This is a genomic window from Streptococcus infantis (assembly GCF_000960085.1).
Lineage (GTDB): Bacteria > Bacillota > Bacilli > Lactobacillales > Streptococcaceae > Streptococcus > Streptococcus infantis_C.
In genome coordinates, this window is sequence record NZ_JYGT01000005.1 from 24887 (window position 1) to 47209 (window position 22323).

Annotated in this window: 22 protein-coding genes and 9 tRNA genes; 3 read left to right on the forward strand and 28 right to left on the reverse strand. The window is 39.3% G+C overall.

What is annotated here, in order from left to right; translation table 11 throughout:
* Nucleotides 1-5: 5 nt before the first annotated feature.
* The 3 genes from TZ94_RS02025 to dltB form a co-directional block, all read right to left on the reverse strand.
* Nucleotides 6-137 carry a teichoic acid D-Ala incorporation-associated protein DltX gene (locus tag TZ94_RS02025; RefSeq protein ID WP_045613690.1) on the reverse strand — a complete coding sequence of 44 codons (132 nt, stop codon included), beginning with the start codon at nt 135-137 and terminating at the stop codon, nt 6-8.
* A gap of 451 nt (nt 138-588) precedes the next feature.
* Entirely contained in the window at nt 589-1761 is a 1173-nt protein-coding gene (gene dltD, locus TZ94_RS02030; RefSeq protein WP_045613692.1) for a D-alanyl-lipoteichoic acid biosynthesis protein DltD, read from the reverse strand.
* Between the two features lie 37 nt (nt 1762-1798).
* Nucleotides 1799-2953 carry a D-alanyl-lipoteichoic acid biosynthesis protein DltB gene (gene dltB / locus TZ94_RS02035; protein ID WP_045613694.1) on the reverse strand — a complete coding sequence of 385 codons (1155 nt, stop codon included), beginning with the start codon at nt 2951-2953 and terminating at the stop codon, nt 1799-1801.
* 436 nt (nt 2954-3389) lie between these two features.
* Between dltB and hslO the strand changes: the two genes are divergently transcribed.
* Entirely contained in the window at nt 3390-4262 is an 873-nt protein-coding gene (gene hslO, locus TZ94_RS02040; RefSeq protein ID WP_045613696.1) for an Hsp33 family molecular chaperone HslO, read from the forward strand.
* On the forward strand, nt 4249-5229 hold the full coding sequence (gene dusB, locus TZ94_RS02045; RefSeq protein WP_045613698.1) for a tRNA dihydrouridine synthase DusB: 981 nt from the start codon (nt 4249-4251) through the stop codon (nt 5227-5229). Before hslO ends, dusB begins: the two co-directional genes overlap by 14 nt.
* A gap of 75 nt (nt 5230-5304) precedes the next feature.
* Here the strand turns inward: dusB and TZ94_RS02050 are convergent, their stop codons facing one another.
* Nucleotides 5305-5994, reverse strand: a complete 690-nt coding sequence (locus tag TZ94_RS02050; RefSeq protein ID WP_045613700.1) for a hypothetical protein — start codon at nt 5992-5994, stop codon at nt 5305-5307.
* A gap of 280 nt (nt 5995-6274) precedes the next feature.
* Here TZ94_RS02050 and TZ94_RS02055 point away from each other — a divergent pair, with 280 nt between their 5' ends.
* Nucleotides 6275-6505: a hypothetical protein gene (locus TZ94_RS02055; RefSeq protein ID WP_045613702.1), complete on the forward strand. Its 231-nt coding sequence runs from the start codon at nt 6275-6277 to the stop codon at nt 6503-6505.
* Between the two features lie 49 nt (nt 6506-6554).
* Here the strand turns inward: TZ94_RS02055 and TZ94_RS02060 are convergent, their stop codons facing one another.
* The 24 genes from TZ94_RS02060 to TZ94_RS02175 all read right to left on the reverse strand — a co-directional run bounded on the left by TZ94_RS02060 (nt 6555) and on the right by TZ94_RS02175 (nt 22263).
* Nucleotides 6555-7328 carry an NUDIX domain-containing protein gene (locus tag TZ94_RS02060; RefSeq protein WP_045613704.1) on the reverse strand — a complete coding sequence of 258 codons (774 nt, stop codon included), beginning with the start codon at nt 7326-7328 and terminating at the stop codon, nt 6555-6557.
* A 75-nt stretch (nt 7329-7403) separates the two neighbouring features.
* On the reverse strand, nt 7404-9836 hold the full coding sequence (locus TZ94_RS02065) for an ATP-dependent Clp protease ATP-binding subunit (protein WP_045613706.1): 2433 nt from the start codon (nt 9834-9836) through the stop codon (nt 7404-7406).
* Between the two features lie 6 nt (nt 9837-9842).
* Complete coding sequence (locus TZ94_RS02070) at nt 9843-10301, reverse strand: CtsR family transcriptional regulator (protein ID WP_006147752.1); 459 nt, start codon at nt 10299-10301, stop codon at nt 9843-9845.
* Between the two features lie 340 nt (nt 10302-10641).
* The gene (locus TZ94_RS02075; RefSeq protein ID WP_052689729.1) at nt 10642-10935 is read right to left on the reverse strand and encodes a DUF7675 family protein; all 294 of its coding nucleotides are present in this window, start codon (nt 10933-10935) and stop codon (nt 10642-10644) included.
* Between the two features lie 49 nt (nt 10936-10984).
* Nucleotides 10985-11197 carry a hypothetical protein gene (locus TZ94_RS02080; protein ID WP_045613710.1) on the reverse strand — a complete coding sequence of 71 codons (213 nt, stop codon included), beginning with the start codon at nt 11195-11197 and terminating at the stop codon, nt 10985-10987.
* A 103-nt stretch (nt 11198-11300) separates the two neighbouring features.
* The gene (locus tag TZ94_RS02085) at nt 11301-12029 is read right to left on the reverse strand and encodes an ABC transporter ATP-binding protein (protein WP_045613712.1); all 729 of its coding nucleotides are present in this window, start codon (nt 12027-12029) and stop codon (nt 11301-11303) included.
* A complete protein-coding gene (locus TZ94_RS02090) occupies nt 12029-13036 on the reverse strand; it encodes an ABC transporter substrate-binding protein (RefSeq protein WP_045613714.1) in 1008 nt (335 codons plus the stop codon). The genes TZ94_RS02085 and TZ94_RS02090 overlap by 1 nt, the downstream gene beginning before the upstream one ends.
* 38 nt (nt 13037-13074) lie before the next feature.
* Nucleotides 13075-13833 carry an ABC transporter permease gene (locus TZ94_RS02095; protein WP_045613716.1) on the reverse strand — a complete coding sequence of 253 codons (759 nt, stop codon included), beginning with the start codon at nt 13831-13833 and terminating at the stop codon, nt 13075-13077.
* Nucleotides 13796-14086: a thiamine-binding protein gene (locus tag TZ94_RS02100; RefSeq protein ID WP_045613718.1), complete on the reverse strand. Its 291-nt coding sequence runs from the start codon at nt 14084-14086 to the stop codon at nt 13796-13798. Before TZ94_RS02100 ends, TZ94_RS02095 begins: the two co-directional genes overlap by 38 nt.
* A gap of 255 nt (nt 14087-14341) precedes the next feature.
* The gene (cls, locus tag TZ94_RS02105; protein ID WP_045613720.1) at nt 14342-15874 is read right to left on the reverse strand and encodes a cardiolipin synthase; all 1533 of its coding nucleotides are present in this window, start codon (nt 15872-15874) and stop codon (nt 14342-14344) included.
* A 171-nt stretch (nt 15875-16045) separates the two neighbouring features.
* Nucleotides 16046-16990, reverse strand: coding sequence for a 3-oxoacyl-[acyl-carrier-protein] synthase III C-terminal domain-containing protein (locus TZ94_RS02110; RefSeq protein ID WP_045613722.1), 945 nt, complete (start codon nt 16988-16990; stop codon nt 16046-16048).
* Nucleotides 16991-17004: 14 nt separating this feature from the next.
* Nucleotides 17005-18267: a F390 synthetase-related protein gene (locus TZ94_RS02115; RefSeq protein ID WP_045613724.1), complete on the reverse strand. Its 1263-nt coding sequence runs from the start codon at nt 18265-18267 to the stop codon at nt 17005-17007.
* On the reverse strand, nt 18245-19060 hold the full coding sequence (locus tag TZ94_RS02120; RefSeq protein ID WP_045613726.1) for an MBL fold metallo-hydrolase: 816 nt from the start codon (nt 19058-19060) through the stop codon (nt 18245-18247). The genes TZ94_RS02115 and TZ94_RS02120 overlap by 23 nt, the downstream gene beginning before the upstream one ends.
* A complete protein-coding gene (locus TZ94_RS02125) occupies nt 19035-20015 on the reverse strand; it encodes an NAD-dependent epimerase/dehydratase family protein (RefSeq protein WP_045613731.1) in 981 nt (326 codons plus the stop codon). Before TZ94_RS02125 ends, TZ94_RS02120 begins: the two co-directional genes overlap by 26 nt.
* Nucleotides 20015-21286 (reverse strand): glycosyltransferase, encoded by a 1272-nt coding sequence (locus TZ94_RS02130; protein ID WP_045613728.1) that lies wholly within the window; start codon nt 21284-21286, stop codon nt 20015-20017. Before TZ94_RS02130 ends, TZ94_RS02125 begins: the two co-directional genes overlap by 1 nt.
* A gap of 202 nt (nt 21287-21488) precedes the next feature.
* Nucleotides 21489-21562 (reverse strand) — tRNA-Pro (locus TZ94_RS02135).
* A gap of 13 nt (nt 21563-21575) precedes the next feature.
* Nucleotides 21576-21649: transfer RNA gene (locus TZ94_RS02140), tRNA-Arg, on the reverse strand.
* 11 nt (nt 21650-21660) lie between these two features.
* A tRNA-Leu gene (locus TZ94_RS02145) sits at nt 21661-21746 on the reverse strand.
* Between the two features lie 7 nt (nt 21747-21753).
* Nucleotides 21754-21825, reverse strand: a tRNA-Gly gene (locus tag TZ94_RS02150).
* A 27-nt stretch (nt 21826-21852) separates the two neighbouring features.
* A tRNA-Thr gene (locus TZ94_RS02155) sits at nt 21853-21925 on the reverse strand.
* A 12-nt stretch (nt 21926-21937) separates the two neighbouring features.
* A tRNA-Leu gene (locus TZ94_RS02160) sits at nt 21938-22019 on the reverse strand.
* Between the two features lie 5 nt (nt 22020-22024).
* Nucleotides 22025-22097: transfer RNA gene (locus TZ94_RS02165), tRNA-Lys, on the reverse strand.
* An 18-nt stretch (nt 22098-22115) separates the two neighbouring features.
* A tRNA-Asp gene (locus tag TZ94_RS02170) sits at nt 22116-22188 on the reverse strand.
* Nucleotides 22189-22190: 2 nt separating this feature from the next.
* Nucleotides 22191-22263, reverse strand: a tRNA-Val gene (locus TZ94_RS02175).
* Between the last annotated feature and the right edge of the window lie 60 nt (nt 22264-22323).

Consider the following 22323-nt stretch of genomic DNA (forward strand, 5'->3'; position numbering starts at 1 on the left):
TTAAGTTAAAATTCATTGTAGATAAAGCCACCCTGACCTTGACCAAGATAACTAAAGAAATAAAGCAAACCCAGTAAAACAATAAAATACAAGGCTGTCCGACCAAGAAAGAGGTAGAGTTTTTTTCTCTGTTTCATCAAGAAAAACCTTTCATTCCTGTAATTTTCAACTAAAATAAAATCAATTTCTTGCTAACTTATTTTTCTGCTATTATACCACTTTATATACTATTTTTTCAATTGTTTGCCGTCCATTTTCACTACATTTCACCAACATTAAATTGTTCCGTATGATGCCTTCTAATGATAGCTTAAATGCTTTTCAGTATAGATTATATTGGGAGCTATAACAAAGTAGGCTCTATACTACCTATAGAGGATTTTCCCACTATAAATATTATAGAGCCTTATCTTATGTCTCACTTTATCGGTGGAATTTCCTTTACCTAGAGATTTTTATAATATGTAATCTTAAAATTCACTATAGATGAAATCTTGAATATTCGAAAAATCGGTCACAAAACAGTAGATTACGATGCTTAAAATAACCGTGTAGAAAAACAAGGTCCACAATAGTAAACGATGTGTGTCAGTTAGTTTCATTTGCAAATTTGTAAAGTTCTTTTTCAACTTCCATCCATCCTTTCACCCCAACATGCATCACGTCAAATAAAAAGTAATCTTCATACTCTTTATTTCCATAGTTTAACACAGTAGCACCGTGGTTTTTGGCAATATTTCCTATTTTTTTGTAAGTTTCTTCACGCATTTCTCGTGAAACACCTGTGTAATCATTCCATTTACCATTTACAGGAAAGATAATGACTTCAACTTCAATTCCCAATTCCTTTGCAACTGTCAAGAAGAGTTCCATATCTGAATACTCTGGTGACTCTATGTAGCTCAAGTCTTTGTTAGAATCTTTCAACGAAGCATAGCGGTCTCTCAAGTAGGTATTGTAGTAGTTATTATCCACAGCATAATCATTGTTATCTGTTTTCTTTTTAACTTCTTCTACAAACTGATCTGTCATCTGCTCCCAATTATAATCCGGAGTTTCATCCCCTAATGCAGGATAGTCTGATTTGGCATGATTCTCATAGAATTTTCGCTTAAGCTTAAAAGAGTAAACTGCATTGTCTAATTCCAACAGTTTTTTATCAATGATTGTTCCTTTTCCTTCTATAAAATAGCTTTTATACTTTTTATAGATATCATTTTGTTGTTTGTTTCCTTTGGTAATCTCAATAATGCGATTAATCAGTTTTTCTTTGGTTTCCTTACTGATTTTCTCGTTATCTAGCATGTGAAAAATATGTTCCTGAGAGGCCTTGTTTAAGAAGGCGTCTTGATGAGTCCCATCCTTTTCGAACCATTGAACAGACTCTACAATGGCTACTTTTCGCTTACTCATAGCCCCCTCAATCGAGCTCAAGGTCGTAGCTTGAATGATATTTTGAGAGTAACTGGTTCCTATCTGCATGATATTAAAATCATTGTAGTTAAAAATTTTATTGGGGTGGTAATCTTCATTTATCGTCGCAACTAACTCTGAGGAACCCATTAGAACTAGTGTATTGGGAGTGATATTATTTGTTAGAATATCTCTACTTTTATACTTTTCATAAGAAGTGCTGTAGCGAATACTATTGTCCTTGACTTTATAATAGTCGTCAATCTTCTTGACATATGTCACATTTAAAAGAGCAAGGGTCGCAATTACGAGCACAAGCGAAAGTAAAAATGCTTTTAACTTAATCATCTTGTTTTGTCCAATCTCCTTGTTTTAGCAGATCTCTTTATCTACTTAGAATTGCCATAATTATCTTATAAGGTTCACCTGAAAAGATAAAGAAGCCAACCATAACTAAATTCATGGTCACAAACCAACTTATTAGCTTGTACCAAGTTTTATTTTTATGTTTCTTATAAAAAGTGCTTTTCTTTTGATAAATTTCAAATCCAGACATCAAGATTCCATGGTAAAAACCATAAGCGATGTAGCTGACACTAATTCCATGCCAAAATCCCATAACCAACATGTTGACCATATAGGCATAGGCTGCATTGTGTAATCTATTCTTAAACCATTTTTTTCTGATAACCTGCATCAAAACTCTTGAAAATACGAAATCTCTCAACCATGTTGACAAGGTGATGTGCCATCTAGTCCAAAAATCCTTGATATCAATACTCAAGAAAGGTTTATTGAAATTCATCGGTGTCTGAATACCTAGAATGTTGCTACTTCCAACGGCCATCAAACTATATCCCGCAAAGTCAAAGAACAGATAAAGAGTATACAGGTACATATATTTGATTGAGTAGACAACTGTACCAGTATTACTTAGAGCAAGTAGCATCTGGTATACATAGGTTGATAAAACAACCTTGTAGAGAAGGCCTAAAACGATGCGATAAATACCATCCCCTGCTAACTCTAGGTAGTCCTTTCTAGGCATGACTTCGTTGATCTCTTTTAGAAATCTTCTGCTACGATCGATTGGTCCAGAACTAACTGTAGGGAAAAAGAGTAGAAACTGCAGATAATCTTTTACACTGATTCTTTCTTTGATTAAACCATCCGATATTTCTAGCATGATCTGAATGGTCTTAAAGGACATGTAGGAAATCCCAATAAAAGCCAACAAATGTAGCTGGGTTATAGCAAAGACTTTATTGACCACTAAAGGTAAAATGGATAATATAACTAGAGGTTTCAACCGTTTTGAGTCCATTCTTTGTGCTATGAAAACTAGGACATATTGGTAGATAATGAAAGCCAATAGATAAACAACCATGGCTTTACTCTTACCATAGATGGCTCCTGCAAATAGAATTGACAGACTTAAAATATAATAATCCTTACGCTTGCCAAAGCAATTTAAAACAAAGCCAATCAGTAAAACCACAAACAATAGAAGGAAAAACTCATTCCCCTCAAAATAATTCATACCAGATGGACTCCTTTTCTCTTTTTCTCATCTCCTGATTTGTCATTTTTAGGATTAGTCCCTATCATATTATCAAGGATAATTAACTTTATTCATTATATCATAATTAAAAAACTATATACTTCCAATATCCAATTTCCTAAAATAAAAAAATAAATGACTCTTACAACTAAATCCCAATAACGAGACAACATTATTTACAAAATATATAAAATTCAAGAGTAAAAAATTAACTTGACTCAGCTGTTCCCATCAAGTCTCCTAAATATATTCGTTACCCCTTTCCTTTTCTTCTTCAAACATAGTATAAAATACAAAAATGCTAAAATAATCTGTTTGTCTTTTCAGTTTTGCTCCAATTTCCAACCCAAATAATCCTCAGAATCAGCAAACACAGCACTCCCCCTTTGGGCATTTTTATGCTAAAATAGTAGCTATGGATAAAATTATTAAAACTATATCAGAAAGCGGAGCCTTTCGTGCTTATGTACTAGACAGCACTGAAACTGTCCGCACTTCTCAAGAAAAACATCAAACCCAAGCTAGCTCAACTGTAGCACTTGGTCGGACCCTCATTGCCAGCCAGATTCTCGCAGCCAATGAAAAAGGAAATACCAAGTTGACTGTCAAGGTTCTTGGAACGAGCTCCCTCGGTGCCATTATCACAGTTGCAGATACCAAGGGTAACGTCAAAGGCTACGTTCAAAACCCTGGAGTTGACATAAAAAAGACTGCAACAGGAGAAGTCCTCGTTGGACCTTTTGTCGGCAATGGTCAATTTCTTGTGATTACAGACTACGGTACTGGAAATCCATATCATTCCATGACACCTCTCATCTCTGGAGAAATTGGCGAAGATCTAGCTTTCTACTTAACAGAAAGTCAACAAACCCCGTCAGCTGTAGGGCTTAATGTCCTTTTAGATGGAGACGACAAGGTCGAAGTTGCTGGTGGCTTTTTGCTCCAAGTATTGCCAAATGCCAAGGAAGAAGAAATCGCCCGTTTTGAAAAACGTATCCAAGAAATGCCAGCCATTTCAACACTGCTAGAGAGTGACGACCATATCGAAGCCCTTCTCAAAGCTATCTACGGCGACGAACCATACAAACGTCTGTCTGAAGAAGAAATTCGTTTCCAATGCGACTGTAGCAAAGAACGCTTTATGGATGCTCTTGCGAGCCTTCCGAGCTCAGATTTACAAGAAATGAAGGATGAAGACCACGGGGCAGAAATTACTTGTCAGTTCTGTCAAACTACTTACAACTTTGATGAAAACGACCTGGAGGAACTCATTCGTGACAAATCTTAATACACCTTTTATGATTGGTAATGTTGAGATTCCCAATCGTACCGTTTTAGCACCTATGGCGGGAGTAACCAACTCTGCCTTCCGCACTATTGCAAAAGAGCTCGGAGCTGGACTCGTTGTTATGGAAATGGTCTCTGACAAAGGAATCCAATACAACAATGAAAAGACTCTTCACATGCTTCATATCGATGAAGGAGAAAACCCAGTTTCGATCCAGCTTTTCGGAAGCGACGAAGATAGTCTTGCACGCGCAGCAGAATTCATCCAAGAAAACACCAAGACCGATATCGTCGATATCAACATGGGCTGCCCAGTTAATAAAATCGTAAAAAACGAGGCTGGTGCTATGTGGCTCAAGGATCCAGACAAGATCTATTCTATCATTAACAAGGTTCAATCAGTCCTTGATATCCCTCTCACTGTCAAAATGCGTACTGGCTGGTCTGACCCATCCCTAGCAGTAGAAAATGCTCTTGCAGCTGAAGCTGCAGGTGTTTCTGCCCTTGCTATGCACGGTCGTACCCGTGAGCAAATGTATACTGGTCACGCTGACCTCGAGACTCTTCACAAGGTTGCTCAAGCTCTGACTAAGATTCCATTTATCGCTAATGGTGACATCCGCACTGTCCAAGATGCAAAACAACGTATTGAAGAAGTCGGTGCTGATGCCGTTATGATTGGACGCGCAGCTATGGGAAATCCTTACCTCTTCAATCAAATCAATCACTACTTTGAAACAGGGGAAATTCTTCCCGATTTGACCTTCGAAGACAAGATGAAAATCGCCTACGAGCACTTGAAACGCTTGATTGATCTCAAGGGAGAAAAGGTTGCTGTCCGTGAATTCCGTGGACTAGCTCCTCACTATCTCCGTGGAACATCTGGAGCCGCTAAACTTCGTGGCGCTATTTCACAAGCAAGTACTCTAGCAGAGATTGAAGCACTATTGCAGTTAGAAAAAGCATAAAATGCAACAAAAACCCGTAAATTCGATTGAATTACGGGTTTTCATTTGTTTTGAGAAAAATTTTAACACTAGATTCTATGGTTGAAGCAGAACAACACTAGATACCGCACCATCTGCACCTGTTGTAATTTGGATGACTTTTCCACCACCTACTTCAGCATTGTATTTCCCATCATCAAGGGTATAAGAATAGCTTTGGATAGAGTAGTTTTCTTTCTTACCATCAGCAGATTCTACTGTAAATTGGCCACTTGGTGAAACTGTAATTGTTTCGCCATTAGTACCCTTCCAATTTCCAGTCGCAGCCGAAAAATCTTTGTCCACCATAGTCAAGACACCTTTATAACGTTTGTTATGTTCTGCCTGCTTGTCTTGAAGTTTACGATCAGTTGCTGGATCATAAGCTGACTGATTCGGTTTTGCTTGTGTTTCTTGATGATTGGATGGGGCTTGAGAAGGGGTTTGCTTAGCAGAAGGTTCTTGATTTTGTTTTGTTTCTGGTGCTGGTGTTGCTTGCGTTTGGTTAGCGGTAGACGTTGACTGATCAGAAGAGGACTTAGCTTTTTCTGATGAAGCTGAACTTGAGGACTTCTGAGTTTTGTTATCTTTACTTGAAGAACTGGCCTTAGAACTAGAAGATGCTTGTGTTGTCTTGCTAGAACTATCACTTGTGGTATTTTCTTTCTTATTACCACAAGCCCCTAATAGCAATGTTGAAGCGAGTACAGTTGCGGCCATTAATTTGATAGAAGTTTTATTTTTCATTTTATGCTCCTTTGTAACATTTTTGAAACGTTAAGAAATATATTTGTAACATTATTGTAATATTTGTTTTTGAATCTGTCAACTATTTATCTAAAATTTTTTAGAATTATTTTTTAGTACATTTATCTTCTTACTCCTCCTATATCTTTTATTCGTAAAGAATTAAAAAAACATAAAAGTTCTTCCTGATAAAGTGCTATATTTTAAAAGTGTAATCGCTTGCATTTTTTTCTTGAAGTGCTATAATAAAATTGAAATAGGATATCGGAGGTGTAGGTTTATGTCAAAGAAATATTACACATATCTTCCTTGGTTGATCATTGGTGCATTCTCTTCTTATGGAGTTGCTACTCATTACGCTCAAACAACATTTGATTTGTTCTATTTAACTGCCATTTTCATGATTGTCTATGTGTCTCTAATGTACTTACACGAACATTATTTGAAATACAAATACAAAGATTTATTCATTCGTTTTATGAGTAATCCTAAAAAAGATAAACATCCTTAAACAAAAAATAACAACAAAAAGAGGCCGGAAATTTTTCCGACCTCACTTTTTATTTTAATCGATAAATAGTGATAACTTCCTTCTGAGGAATCCGTTTAAAGCCAACTTCCTCTAAGCTATGACCATATTTCTCTAAGAAACTATCACTTGTACAGGATTTCTCTGGGCATAGAGTCTCAATGAGAGCTAGGCCGTCATCCACTGTGAACTCATCATCTAGTAGATAAAGGAAACAAGGGTCATAGTCGATAGCTTTTTTAATTTTCTTGATGGATGTTTGAATAATGGATAAGTGGTCAAATGCAAAGTCCTTCTCTTCCAGTTCTTTTCCATCCAAATAACACTTACCTGTGTGAAAATCAACATCTACAAGAACGACTTCTTTTGCATCGTCTCCAGCCTTAGCTAGATCAATTGCTTGTCTCGGTAGGTAAACCAAGTGGGCAATGGTAACCGTCCAACCTCTAGGATCACGGCCAGGAGTCAATACTGTCACTAGCTGTTCAATCTTTTCTAGTGGAAGTTCAAGATTGATTTCTTCTTTTACCTCACGTTGACAAGCATGGGCAGCATCTTCCCCTTTATCCATAAATCCGCCAACTAGCGCTAAACAATTTTGGAAAGGATGTGCCTTCCGACGAATCAGAAAGAGCTTCATTTCCCCTTCTACAAAGCAGTAGGCTACCATATCCACAGTCACGCTTGGTTTTTCGTACTGAGGGAGTGCTTGCTTGTGGTACCAGTCTAAGAATTCAGCTTGACTAGCATGAACTTCAAAATACTCTTTTTCTGTCATCCCGGTTGGAATAGTTTGATTCATCATCTTCTACTTCCTTTCTGCATTGATGGCAATGAAGGGTTTCTCTCTACTGTAACTGTAGTATCCTAGTTCTTGTTTTTATACAATGTCAAATTTCAATTGACCAGCTTTGACGCCAATCTTAAGTGTCTTACCTTCTTTCAGTTCACCTGTAAGAAGGAGTTCTGCTAGTTTGTCCTCTACTTCTGTTTGCAGAGTTCTGCGCAGTGGGCGAGCTCCCATCTCTGGATCATATCCCTTCTGAGCTAGAAGTTTAAGGGCAGATGCTTGGAGTTTCAAGTCAATTCCTTTTTCAGCAAGACTAGCAATCAATGGTTTGACCATAATCTTAACCACTTCCTGCATATCTTGACTTGACAAGCTATGGAAGACTACTTTTTCATCAATACGGTTGATGAACTCTGGACGATAAGCCTTTTTCAATTCTTCGAACATCCGTTTTTCCATATTTTCCTGATCAAAACGAATATCTTTAGCTCCAAAACCGACTGTCTTATCATCACGAAGAGCTGTCGCACCAAGGTTTGATGTCATGATGATGATGGTATTGGAGAAGTCAACCTTGCGACCCTTACTGTCTGTCAAGACACCATCATCCAAGACTTGCAAGAGCACATTAAAGATATCTGGATGTGCCTTTTCTACCTCATCAAAAAGCAAGACTGAGTATGGTTTGTTACGAACCTTCTCGGTCAACTCTCCACCTTCTTCGTAGCCTACATAACCTGGAGGTGCGCCATTGAGACGACTGGCTGCAAATTTCTCCATGTATTCACTCATGTCAAAACGAATGAGGGCTGACTCATCATCAAAGAGAACTTCTGCCAAGGCTTTGGCTAATTCAGTTTTACCAACACCTGTTGGTCCAAGGAACATAAAGGATCCAATTGGACGTTTGTTATTGCGAATACCCGATTGATTTCGGCGAATGGCACGACTGATACTTGATACCGCTTGTTCCTGCCCGATAACACGTTTATGAAGTTCAGTTTCGAGATTGAGATACTTCTTGGCATCCGTTTGTGTCAATTTTTGAACTGGAATACCTGACAAGCGACTGAGTGTTGTCAAAATATCAGACTCTTTTACTAGATCTTTATAGACCGGAACTTCCTGTTCTTTTGAAATGAGCTGAGCTGCTTGCTTCCATTTGCCATCCATCAAGGCCTTATCTGCAGGTGTTAAACCTGACTCATCTTTTTTAGCGTGTTTCGATTTATTTTGGACAGTTGCTGCTGCTTCATCCAAAAGATCAATCGCTGAGTCTGGCAAGTGACGACTAGTCAAATAGCGATGTGCCATTTTGACAGCTGTTTCGACTGCATCATCTGTAATTTGAACATGGTGGTGTTTCTCATAAGTTGCTTTCAAGCCCTGTAAGATAGCCATACTATCAGCCACACTTGGTTCCTCAATCATCACTTTTGCAAAGCGGCGAGAAAGGGCTGCGTCTTTTTCGATGTGTTTTTGGTATTCTTCCTGAGTGGTTGCCCCAACAGTTCTCAGAGTTCCACGCGCTAGGGCAGGTTTCAGGATATTAGCCGCATCCAAGGTCGAATCAATACCACTTCCTGATCCCATAATGGTATGAAGCTCATCGATAAAGAGGATAACCTTACCGTCTTCCTCGATATCTTTGATGATATTGTTCATACGTTCTTCAAAGTCTCCACGGAAACGGGTTCCCGCAACCACATTCATCAAATCAAGTTCTAGGACTCGCATCTTAGCCATCTCATCAGGTACATTTCCGTTGGCAATTCGCTGTGCAAGGCCAAGTGCCAGAGCTGTTTTACCAACACCTGCATCTCCAACTAGAACTGGATTATTTTTTGTTTTTCGACTCAAGATTTGGATCATACGAGAGATTTCTTGGTCACGTCCGATGACTGGTTCCAACTTGCCAGAACGAGCTTGCTCTGTGAGGTCATGAGTGTAATCTTCCAAACCACCACTTGGGGTTTGAGGCATACCCATCATATTTGCCATAGAATTTTGCTTATCTGCTACTGATCTGTGGCGCTGACGCAGAGCCTTCAAATCTTCCTTTGTCCAACCAGCACGCGCTTCAAGACTACGACGAAGCCCAGCAATCTTGACTTGATCTTTCTGGTCTTCATAAGAAAATCCTGCTTTTTCCAAAATGCGAGTAGCTAGGGCATTGCCATCATGCAAGATAGCGTAGAGAAGATGCTCTGTTCCCAATGCTTTGGCATGTACCACCGAAGCAACATGTTCCGCCTCCAACATCAAGACGTTCAAACGATAGGAAAATGGGAGTTCCTTATAATCTTCCTTGTGGTTATAGTTGGCTTCTGTCAACTCTACAGCCACTTCCTCTAAACGATCAATCTCATACGGAAATTCATTTAAAGTTGCTCCAGCAACACTGTAGCTATGATTGGCCATGGCAATCAGCAAATGCCAAGACTCTAGGTAATCTGCATCAAAGCGACTCGCTACCAGAAAGGCGCTATCGATGCATTCTCTCAATGCTTTTGAATATTTCATGTCGTTTTATTTTCCTTTTCTATCTACTTCATGCAACAACTGACGAAGCATATTGGCACGAATATAATTAGCTTCCTCACCTAGAATTCGGTCTGTCCCCATAGCTAACAATAGATTCATCTCTTGGCGGGTCATGAGTTCTTGTTCGACTAAGAGTCTTAAGACATCTTCAAAGATGACTTGGTTAACCTCATCACCCACTGAATACAACAAATCGCGGAGCATATCATGATGGTTAGAGAATTCAATACGACCAATGCGAATATAACCTCCACCACCACGTTTACTCTCAACTAGATATCCTCTACTCTCTGTAAAACGAGTCTTAATCACATAGTTGATCTGGCTAGGTACGACTTGAAAGGTATCCGCTAGCTGACTTCGTTGCAATTCGACGATACCAGATTGTTCTAAAATCGCCTTGATATAGGCTTCGATATGGTCTGACGTATTTTTAAATTTCATAGCTTGCTACCTCCTTCTTAAACTTTGACTATCTTTGACTATACTATCATTTACAGCTCTATAAGTCAAACTTTTAGGGCTTAATCCTTGAAAATACTGAGTTTTAAAAATCGCTACCGATAGCAAACTATGCCTTATTCCGTTTTCTATTCTACATTTATGTTATAATAACAAAGTTACACCTAGCTTTCAAATCCTTTGAAAGTATGTTATTTATGATCAAATCTAAGAAATATTTCGTAAAGTCTAGAAAAATAAAACTTCGGTATTATTAATGGTATACCGAAGTTTTTTGTAGCGTGAATTTTTCACAGTTTTTTCTACTATAGTCCATATTCTATCATCGAGAGAAAAAATCTCTCCAGAAAGGATTCTCGCTATCAAAAATTTTAACCTCTTCTTCAGTCATGTTGTGAGGATAGTCGAGAAAAATGTTATAAATTTTTTTCTTATCAAAGCTGAACAGAATCTCTCCTATAACATCTATTTTATCAATCCACCAAACTTTTGAATCTTCACTATCTTTGTAAAAATCACTGTACCCTTCAAGATTAGACTCCGAAGTAATGAGTTCATCTATTTCATCGGATGAGTCTTGTTTGTTGTAGTCATGTAGTTCATTATTTAACATCATTCATGCTCTTTCTATCATCTATTGCAATAATGTGTCCATATTTTTTATTTTAAGATATTTGTAGAAAAACTTCATCCCATATATCCACTAAACTTTTTCCATCAAAAACTTTAGCTTCCATAGCTTCATCAATTGTATCAAACTGCCGACCTTCATAATCATAACCAACGACACATATGCTCGATAAGAAACAAGCACCTCGGCCATTAACATTAAATTTAAGATCTGTATCTAAATACTTTTTAATTTCATCTTTTTTCATCACAACACCATACCTCAATTATATCACTTTTTATCTATCAGAATTTCCATTTATAGACAAAAGAGAGCAAGTAAAAAATAAACTTCACCCACTCTCTATGTTTCTAATTATTTAAGCCTAATTCTGCTAATATCTGGCGTTTATAGGCAATTTTTTGAACTTCCTTATCTTCAGCTTCAGACCAATCAAGTTTGATTTCAGATACAATCTGCCCAGGGCGATTTTTCAAGATATAGACACGGTCACTAAGGTTAAGGGCCTCCTCGATACTATGCGTGATGATGAGCGTCGTCAACCCTAGCTGTTTGTGAATTTCCAGATACCAGGCATGAAGTTCCATCTTAGTCATCTCATCCAAAGCGCTAAAGGCCTCGTCTAGAAGAAAGAGCTTGTGCCCAAAAAGGTAGGTACGGAGTAAAGCAACACGCTGGCGCATCCCACCGCTGAGTTCATGAGGATACTTATCCCTTACAGCCGTCAACTGAAAGGTCCCAAGAATTTCATCTGCTTTGGCAATAGCTTCTGCCTTATCTACCTTTTGAATTAAGAGGGGCAAGATGATATTTCCTAGCACCGTCTTATGTTCCAAAAGCAGATCCTTTTGTAACATATAGCTCACGCGCCCCTTAGGATTTTCCTCTCCGTCAAGAATGATTCGTCCTGACTGGACTTCTAAAATGCCTGCAATCAGGTTAAAGAGGGTTGTCTTTCCTACACCACTGGGGCCTAGGATAGAGACAACTTCACCTGAAGTCACTTGCAGGTTAATATCCTCTAAAATCTTTTCATCATCGTAGGCATAGCTTACGTGTTCTAGTCTAATTTCTGTCATTATTTTACAAATTCGTTGGTAAATCCTTTATCAGTCAAGTCTTCCTTGAGGATTCCATTTTCCTTATCCCATTTGTAGAAGGCATTCCAGCGATCGGCATCAAATTGTCCCCATTTTTCCTTGTCACTTGCATATTCTTTTGACAAGTATTTCTGAGATTCGATGACAAAGTCACGTTTATCTTTGAGTTCAGGTGCATTTTTGATGAGGATATCTGCAGCTTCTTCTGGGTGCTCCATGGCATATTGGTAGCCTTTTTTGATGGCTTGGATAACTTTACGAGCTTCTTCTTTATTGTCTTTCAGATAATCGTTGTTAGCGATGATAACTGGTGAGTAGTAGTCAAACTCTTTTACATAGTCTTTCAAATACATAAAGTTTGCATCCACACCTTGAGATTTGGCAAGGATTCCATCCCAACCATAATAAATCCAAGCAGAGTCAAATACGCCGTTGGCAATCGGTGTGATAGAGTTTGAGTCGTTATTTGGTACTTTTTCAACCTTCTCAAAGTCTCCACCTTGAGATTCTACCAAGGTTTTCAACATAGCAAGCTCAGTCGGGTCATTCCAGGTTCCGTATTTCTTACCAACCAAATCTTTTGGACTATTGATATTGTCAGACTTACGAGAGATAATTCCTGATGTATTATGCTCAACGATTGCTGCAACGGCGGTAATGCCTGCCCCTTTTTCCAATTTCTTAGCCATGTAATCTTGGAAGTAGATAGCAAACGGTGCCTTACCGTTAATAACTAAATCAGATGAACTCTCTTCTGGTGGTAATTTCAAATCAACGTCCACTCCAGCTTCTTTGAAATAACCTTTTTCTTTGGCTACATAAAGCCCTGTATGGTTGGTATTGGGTGTCCAGTCTAGGATAAAGTCAATTTTTTTGAGTTCTGCTTCTTTGTTATCCTTAGAAGCAGTTCCTTGGCCACAAGCCACAAGCACGACAGCTACAAGAGCTGTCACAAGCGTTAAAAACACTTTCCATGTTTTCTTCATTTTCATTTCCTCTTTTCTTTTTCTCAAACGTTATTGTTCTATGAACGTTTCCATTTAATCACATATTTTTCACTGATATCGACCAGCTTCATACCCAGAAGGCTGATAAGCGATACCAGAATAATAATGGCAAACATAGTATCATACTGAAACAGTTTTTTGGACTGAATCATGTAGACACCAAGTCCTTCAAAGCCTCCCAACCACTCAGATACCACTGTTGTGATAAAGGCGTAGGAGACACTGACCCTCAATCCTGCATAAAAGTAGGGCAGGCTGACAGGGATTTTAAAATGCCACAGGATTTGCCAGGGATTTGCACGCATCAGACTAAATAAGGTTAGCATGTCCTTGTCACAATGCCTAAATCCATCTAAAATACTGACAATAATCGGAAAGGTTGTCGTCAAGATAATCAAGACAATCTTGGGCAAGATTCCATAACCTAACCATAAAACCAGGATAGGAGCTATGGCAATGGTCGGTATGGTCTGGACAACCACCATCATTGGGTAAATCAGGTCATTTAACCAGCCCAGACTATCCATAAGGACGGCCATGATACAGGCTATCAAGACACCCAATACCAGACCTAACAAGGCAACCTTTAACGTTGCCCAACTATGGTACCAGAGAAATTCTCTGTCACGAACAAAAGACTGAAGGATTTCAAGTGGTGTCGGCAAGATAAACTTTGGTAAGAGTTTTAACAAACCCGCTACCTGCCAAAGAGATAAGACACCCAAAAATCCTAGCAGACTAATATGTCGTCTCATTATATTTTTCAAGTTTCTCATCGATGCTTAAAATCTCTCCTACATTTATTTTCACATTGGCAAAAACATTGTCTGCCCCTTGACCTGCCACTTCTAACGCTTCTTTGAGAATGCGCATGAGTTGATCAAAGTCTCCCTCTAAGACCGTTTCAAAGGGTGTCACTACCATAGTCACTCCTTGAGCTTGCAGATAAGCAATGACTTGATCAATAACAGCTATGCGGTCAATCCCTTGTGATAAGGGCAGGACTTGTAAAGCAATGCTTGCTTTCATTAAAACCTCCTTCTAAGTTACAGTTTTTCTTTGAAAAAAAGAAAAACCTCTTTCATATATGAAAAAGGTGCAAAATTAGGCCAAGTATCGTTCCCTACGCTGGCATTACCCAGATCAGGTGCGGTCGAAGTTTAACACTTCCTCTCAGACTGTACACAGACTCCCATATATTATATGGACATATGATAACGAAAAATAAATAAGATGTCAAGGAAACTGCTTACAGAAAAAGAGACGGTAAACCGTCTCTTTCAATTAAAGCATAGGTGCAAATAACTGTGTTACTTCTTTAATCATCATTTGATACCATGTAGGATTTATGGTATCCGAAAAGATTTCTTGAGATTGTTCAAAAATTTCTTCAAAATCTTTGCGAATATCCGCGATTGACTCTGTTTTGTAGAGTAGTACTGCATTTTCATAGTGATGAACCAAGCTACGATAATCCAAGTTAATCGTACCTACAGCCGCGAATCGATCATCAACAATCATTTGCTTACTATGGATAAAACCAGGTGTGTATTCAAAAATACGAACACCCGCAGATAAAAGATCTGGATAAGCTCCCCGTGTTACAAGTTGAATGAGCTTCTTATCTGGTATGTGGGGTGTGACTATTCTCACATCTACACCTCGCATCGCCGCATTCTTTATATCCTCTGTTAAATCATAATCGATAATGAGATAAGGCGTTGTGATATAAACAAAATCCTCTGCTTGATTAATCAGATTTTGATAGACAATTTTACCCACCTTCATCTGGTAGATTGGTTTCGGTCCACTACCGTATGGGATACAAAGACCACTACCAGACCGTGTCTGATTTTCCAAATGATACTGATCAAAGTCACTGATTTCCCCACGGTTGATGTACCAGTTCATGAGAAATAGTCTGGTAAAGGCTTGAGTCGCCGGACCATCTATCCGAATTCCACTATCTTTCCAGTGTCCAAAACGTTCAATATGATTGATATATTCGTCTGCGAGGTTGATCCCACCAGTGTAGGAAATCTGCCCATCAATGACCAAGATTTTACGATGGTCACGGTTGTTATAGGCCACTGTCATACGAGGAATCACCTTATTAAACTTATGAGCATCAATTCCTTTAGACCGCAAATAAACAGTATAATCCCCAGGCAAAGTCACCATACAACCAATATCGTCATAGAGCATCTTGACTTCAACACCCTGAGCAGCTTTTTCTTCGAGAATTTCGAGCATGCTATCCCACATCAAGCCCTCTTCGACAATATAGTATTCAAGAAAAATAAACTTTTCAGCTCTTTTAAGATCCTTCAGCATCTGTTGCCACATTTCCTCGCCACTTGCGAAAAATTGTGAATCTGTCTGGTCATAGACTTCTGCATTACTATCCATATGTAGCAAGGCATTGATAATTCCGTAAGCTGATTTATCTGTCTCCTGTAGTTGCAAATGGAGTTGGCGCCCATTATTCTCATGAAATGCAATAGAATTCAATTCCTGTAGTTGTTTCAGTTCTTTTTTTGATAGTCTTCTCTCACCGAACATGAGATAAAGCAGTGGACCAAACACCGGCACAAAGGTCACAATCAACCAAGTCACCTTGCTCTCTGGCGACATAGAACGATTGACAATCGCTATAACAGTTGCTACGCTAACCAGAAATACAAGGGAAACCCAAACAAGCGGAGCAATCTGACTCATGTAAAGAATAATGCCAAAAATAACAAATAATTCTATCAGAATTATCGCAATACTAAAGCCATACTTGGACATCAATAATCGAAATTTTCTTGTCCCCATATCTCCCTCTCAATTTCTAAGTCTACTCCCTAATTCAACGTCTGAAAACGCTTGTTACCTTCTAGTATACTTAGTTTCATAAAACTTATCAAGCTTTTTCTGTATAGGCCGATAGTTCTACGTTTAAAATTAATTTAAAAAGCAGGCCACTTATAGGTGCCTGCTCTTATTTTACAATTTCAAAGCCAACATATTGACCGTCATACCAGCTGCAGTTCCCATCAAGAAGATGGTATCTCCTTCCTTCACATAGCCATGATCTAGTGCATAGGCCAATCCAAAAGGTACCGCAACGGAAACCATATTCCCATACTCACTGACAATATTGAGATACTTGTCTTTGCTAACTCCTAATTTATCCATGACAAGTGGTAATGCTCGACTAGCTTGGTGTGGAATAATATAGTCTACAGCATCTTTAGAAATACCAGATTTCTCTTGGAATTCTTGGAACATTTCTGGAATGACACGAGCAGAAAGTAAGAGAATTTTCTTCCCTTTCATATCAAACATGAAATTGGTCTTCGTTTCTTCAGAGTACTCTTTTGGTTGATAAGAAGTCAGACCTCCACGGATTTCAGTATCGTGAGCTCCCTCTGACCAAGTACGTTGAAGGCTTGCTATCACTCCCTTATCCTTGTCACTTGCTTGGAAAATAAAGGCTGCCGCCCCATCACCAAAGAGTTCATAACTTTCTTTTTGCTTTGGATTGAGCCCCAAGCTACCGACTTCACTGGAAACAATCAAAACACGACGGTATTCTCCAGCTTCAATCAAATATGACATCGTCGATAGAGCTGAAATAAAACTTGTACAAGTCGTATTGATATCCATAGCTGGGATAGAAAATCCTTTTGCCACGCGCTCATGAATCAAAGCAGCTGTACACGGAATAGGTTGAACACCAACCGCACTAGCTGATACAAGGCAATCAATGTCTTTAATACTTAAGTTTGCATTTTCAAGCGCAGCTTGGATAGCTGCTTCTGCCAAATCTAGCTGTGTTTCTTCATTTTCTAGGACACGATAACGCGTTTGGTCTTTAAATTGCACTGTGTTTTTTGGGAGGCAAACTCCATAGCCTGTAATTTCTACATGTCTTTTTGCTTCTGTCATAATCTTTTGTCCTTTCATAAACGTTGGATACGCTTGAGTTTACGACTTGTATCCCAATGATAATCTGAAAATCGAATTTCAGGTGCTTTAAACTCTTTTTGTTGAGCCAGGAGTTGGAACTGCTCTGTAATTGCTGTTTCCAATTGCTCATCCCTTCGACTCAAACAAACCTCCACTAACTCCTCAGAATGTTGTTTGACTTGGTAATCTCCGACATTCTTCACAAAGAGAATGCAACGCCTGATAAAGTCAGGATAAATCGTTACCTGCCCTCCATCTTTCCCATCAAAAAAGAAGATGTCGTCAGAACGCCCTTCAACCTTGTCAATCCTTGTATAATGAGATCCACATGGACAAGGTTCAGGATTTTCAACTAAGATATCGTTGAGCTGATAGCGATAAACAGGCTGACTGCTCCGCTTAAAATCAGTAATAACTGGATAAAAACGTCGGTCGTCCAAGTAGTGCTTTTCCACAAAGATAATGTCTTCATTGAGATGCAGATTCCCAGCTGAGCACGTACAAGCTAGAAAACCTTCTGTTGCTTGATAGACCTGGTCAATAACTGGTAGTGCAAAAGCCACAGAAATCCGTTCTCTATCACTATCTTCCAAGATTTCAGCCACCGAAACGATTTTTTGTGGCTGAATCTTTAGCCCTCCCGCTTTTAGACGCTTACTCAATTCAATCAACATCGAAGCAGGCGCCACCACGATGGTCGGTTGATAATTGTTGAGGCGCTCGATATGCTCATCTGTATTCTTGAAAATATCAAAGTATTCTAAACGAATGAGCGCCGTATTGATGGTCTGATACAGCTCATTATCTGCTCTCAGGAAAAAAGCTATACGATGTCCAAAAAGGTGACCTTTGGGCAACATCTTGGCTAGAATTGCCGACGCCCACATACTGCGCTCTTTTTCAGTTGTGATAAAGAGTCCCCGGTGTCCAGATGTTCCAGAAGACAACCCAACTGCTATTTCACCTTTGAGTTCTGTAAAATTACGGGTCTTCTCACTTTCGATAGCCAAAGCCAAGGCCTCATCTCGATCCACTCCTTGAGTATTAAGTTCGTTGAAATGCGTCATCATAAAAGCTTTATCCATATGGTCAAAGTCGTGAGGCACACCATTTTTGAAATAAGGTGACTCACGTTTGAGAAAGTCCATATAGGCAGCCAACTGCTTTTTCTGATAGTTTTCTAAGGCTTCTCGAGACTTAAAATTATGTAGCCAACGAGTTTGGATAAAAGTTTTAAGAAAGGTTATTTTTTTCATACAAAATCCGCTCAATCCTTTCTACAGGGTCATGGCTAACGAGCACTTCTATTCCATCCTTTAAAACCTCTTCCAAGAGCTCTGTTCCTTTGATATATTCAGCCTTACTATCTTGCACCAAAGAAGGAATCAGATGCATCTGTTTCGTATAGGGTAAAAGGTCAATTCCCCAGCAAAGGTCTGCTGCAATAAAGAGATGATAATCTGGAATAAAGAGACAGGCTTGACCCTTAGCATGCCCATCAATAGAAGCTACCAGGATACTTCCGTCTCCAAAAAGATCATTGGTGGAACGATAATTAAAGTTGGAGTTTTGCTGATTTGCCTTGATGACTGTCAATCTTTCCTCGAAGTCACTCGGCAAAAATTCTTTAAAAATTAAATCTTTTAGTTTGGGTTTCTTGTAAACATCATACACTTCCTGGGTTAGGATAAAGTTTGCATTCGGAAAGAAGCTAGCCCCTCCCAAATGATCTGGATGTAGATGAGACAACAAGACATAGTTGATTTCTTCTGGTTTGATTCCTTTAGCTTTCAGCAAGTGCGGAATCTGATCCTGTTCTGTCATTTGAACGGGCGTCCCCAAACGGTAAAAAGCATAACGAAGTTTTGTCTTAATATCGTAGTGATAGCCAGTATCATAGAGCAAATATCCTTTATCCCTATGTTTGATCAAAAAGACGCCTGCTGGGAAAGTCATCTTTCTATTCTTGACACCTTTAAAGAGCAAACCGGCATAACTCGTACAATATCCCGCTGGGAAATACTCAATGCTTTCGATAATCTTGGACATATTGTTCAATCCCTTCTGAAATACTAATTTTCGGACGATACCCCAATTCCCTCTCAGCCTTGCTAATATCCAGCGTTTGACTATAGCGAAGTAAGTAATAGGTATATCGAGTTAGAGGTGGCTCCCCTTTAAGGTTCAAGGTCTTGTATATAAATTCTAAACTACTTGCAATTCCTGATATGAGAGATGCTGGAATTTTTCTATATTTGATTGGATAACCCAGACCTGTTAAACTTTCCTCTAGCAAATCTCTAAAAGCCCTCGGTTCACCATTAGTAATATTATAAACCTCACCTTTGGCTTCTGGAGCTTCTAAGGCTAACCGTATTGCCAGAGCAACATTTTCCACACAAGTCATATCCATGAGCTGACGCCCATCCCCAATCAAAGGAATGCCAATTTTTTGACTCAGATTAATCACTCGTGGCAAAATGCTGGTATCTCCAATTCCAAACAGCCCCCGAGGCCTCAAGATAATACTAGGAACATCTGGATAATCCTTAAAGAGTCTCTCCGAAGCCAATTTGCTACGGATATAATTATTGAGATTATTTTCCTCCGGAGCATCACTTTCTTTGATAGCCAACTGATCCTTAGGAGCAGCATAGACGCTTGGTGAGGATACATAGACTAAACGTTGAATATCTGTTTGACGACATGCCTCGAGAACATATTTGGTTCCTAAAACATTAGCCTGATAAAAATCTTCCCAAGGCCCCCAAACTGTTGACAGAGCTCCCGCATGAACAACCAGATCCATCCCCTTGCAAGCCTCTAGCACATCATCAGCTTTGGTCAAATCACCCTGAAAAAAACTAATCGAAGAATTCTCTAAAGAGCGACCAACCTTACTGTTTCTACCAAAAGCTCGAACCTGATAACCATGTTCAACTAATTCTTCTACTACATATTTACCCAAGAAACCAGTGGCTCCTGTAACTAATACTTTTTTCATCATTCTTTCTCCTTATCTGCTAACAGACGATGGATTTCGCTTTCCAAAATTTCTGTTGGATGATAGGATTGTGCAGCCTGGCGTAAAATTTCTAATTCTGACCAATCTTCTTTAGCAATTAATTTCTCAAAGGCTAAGCCAATCGCTCTCGTATCCTCTTTATTAGCAGTCAGTGCAACACCCGCTTCCACACCACGAACGGCATAATCAAATTGGTCATAATCATGAGGCAAGATCAAAGCTGGTTTACCATAAATGATACATTGATAAAAAATCCCAGCCCCACCATGATGAATCACATAATCCATCTGAGGAATGTATTCTTTGTAAGGAAGATAAGAAACAACGGACAGATTCTCCATGAGATTTTCACATTGGAAGGGCTCTCCACCTACACCACGAGTTACAAAAAAGTGACAATCAGGATGAGATTTTGCAAGTTGCGTAGCTTGATAAATAAGATTTTCTTTGGCCCAAGCTAGTTGTGTCCCACAAGTCACCAAAACTTTCTTTCGATCCATAAAAGGAGACAAATCTAAAGGATAATCCTCTCCTACCTCAACCGAAGCTCCAGAGGGTCCTACCCACTTGTAGTGTTCTGGGAATCCCTTTTTTAACTCTACTTCTTTCATCCCTATACCAAGGATTGAATATGGAGAATAAATAGTCTCTTGGTCCAGCTGATTATAGAGTCTAAAATTATATCTCTTTAAACGATCACGAAACGAAAAAGATACAATCCGTTTTACTAACCGAGTTCCCTTTCTACCTAAAAATTGTACTGCAGAATCCCAGGCATTCTTGGGACTCCCCATCCCACCAATTAGACAGGGCGGGCCGTCAGTCGTTTCTAAAACAAATTGTGTAGCCATGGTAGTAATCCAAGGAATACCAAGCTGATTTGCCACGAGCCCACCTGACAAAGTTATAAAATCAGCAATAACAATATCTGGACGATTCTTTTGCCACTCATCCAATAATTGATCTGAAACTACGTTAATTAAATCAATACTAGCAGAAAGTTGATGATAGGCCGATAAAATTCCTAATTGCTCAGAGTTATTTGCTGCACTTTCAAACTCCTCAATGTGATCTTCAAGTATGGGAACTACTTGAAAACCAGATGCTTCGCAAACAGCTTTCTTTTGAGGACCTGTAAACAAACGTATCTCATATTGAGGATTGTCTAAAAGAGGGAGCAATAAATTCATAGTTGGATACAAATGTCCGCTTAAAGGAACAATCACAACATCAATTTTGATTCTTTTCATATGACTAGGATACCAAAAATAAAAAAAAAGAACTATCAATTAGATAATCCTTTGAACAATTATAAGTATTTGAAAAGAAAACAACACAAAACCTTTAAGAAAATGTAATGAAATTTACAGGTAAATAATAAATTTGAAATTGTTACATTTAAATTCAACAAATAAAAAAAAAGGCAATCGCCTCAAATCAAGTATTGACCAATCGGGAAGACAGGATTCGAACCTGCGACACCTTGGTCCCAAACCAAGTACTCTACCAAGCTGAGCTACTTCCCGAATTAAATTGTAATGCACCCTAGAGGAGTCGAACCTCTAACCGCCTGATTCGTAGTCAGGTACTCTATCCAGTTGAGCTAAGGGTGCTCATTTTTATATGCCGAGGACCGGAATCGAACCGGTACGATCGTTACCAATCGCAGGATTTTAAGTCCTGTGCGTCTGCCAGTTCCGCCACCCCGGCCTCTCTAAGCGAACGACGGGATTCGAACCCGCGACCCCCACCTTGGCAAGGTGGTGTTCTACCACTGAACTACGTTCGCATCGACTCTGGTTTATATTAAAAAAAATGCCGGCTACATGACTTGAACACGCGACCCTCTGATTACAAATCAGATGCTCTACCAACTGAGCTAAGCCGGCTAATTTCTATTATGCGGGTTAAGGGACTTGAACCCCCACGCCGTTAAGCGCCAGATCCTAAATCTGGTGCGTCTGCCAATTCCGCCAAACCCGCAAATATGACCCGTACTGGGCTCGAACCAGTGACCCATTGATTAAAAGTCAATTGCTCTACCAACTGAGCTAACGAGTCAAATAACTTTCGTTATTACGGTCCCGACGGGAATCGAACCCGCGATCTTCGCCGTGACAGGGCGACGTGATAACCGCTACACTACGGGACCTATGGGAGTTAACGGGATCGAACCGCTGACCCTCTGCTTGTAAGGCAGATGCTCTCCCAGCTGAGCTAAACTCCCTAGAGCTAAGCGACTTCCATATCTCACAGGGGGCAACCCCCAACTACTTCCGGCGTTCTA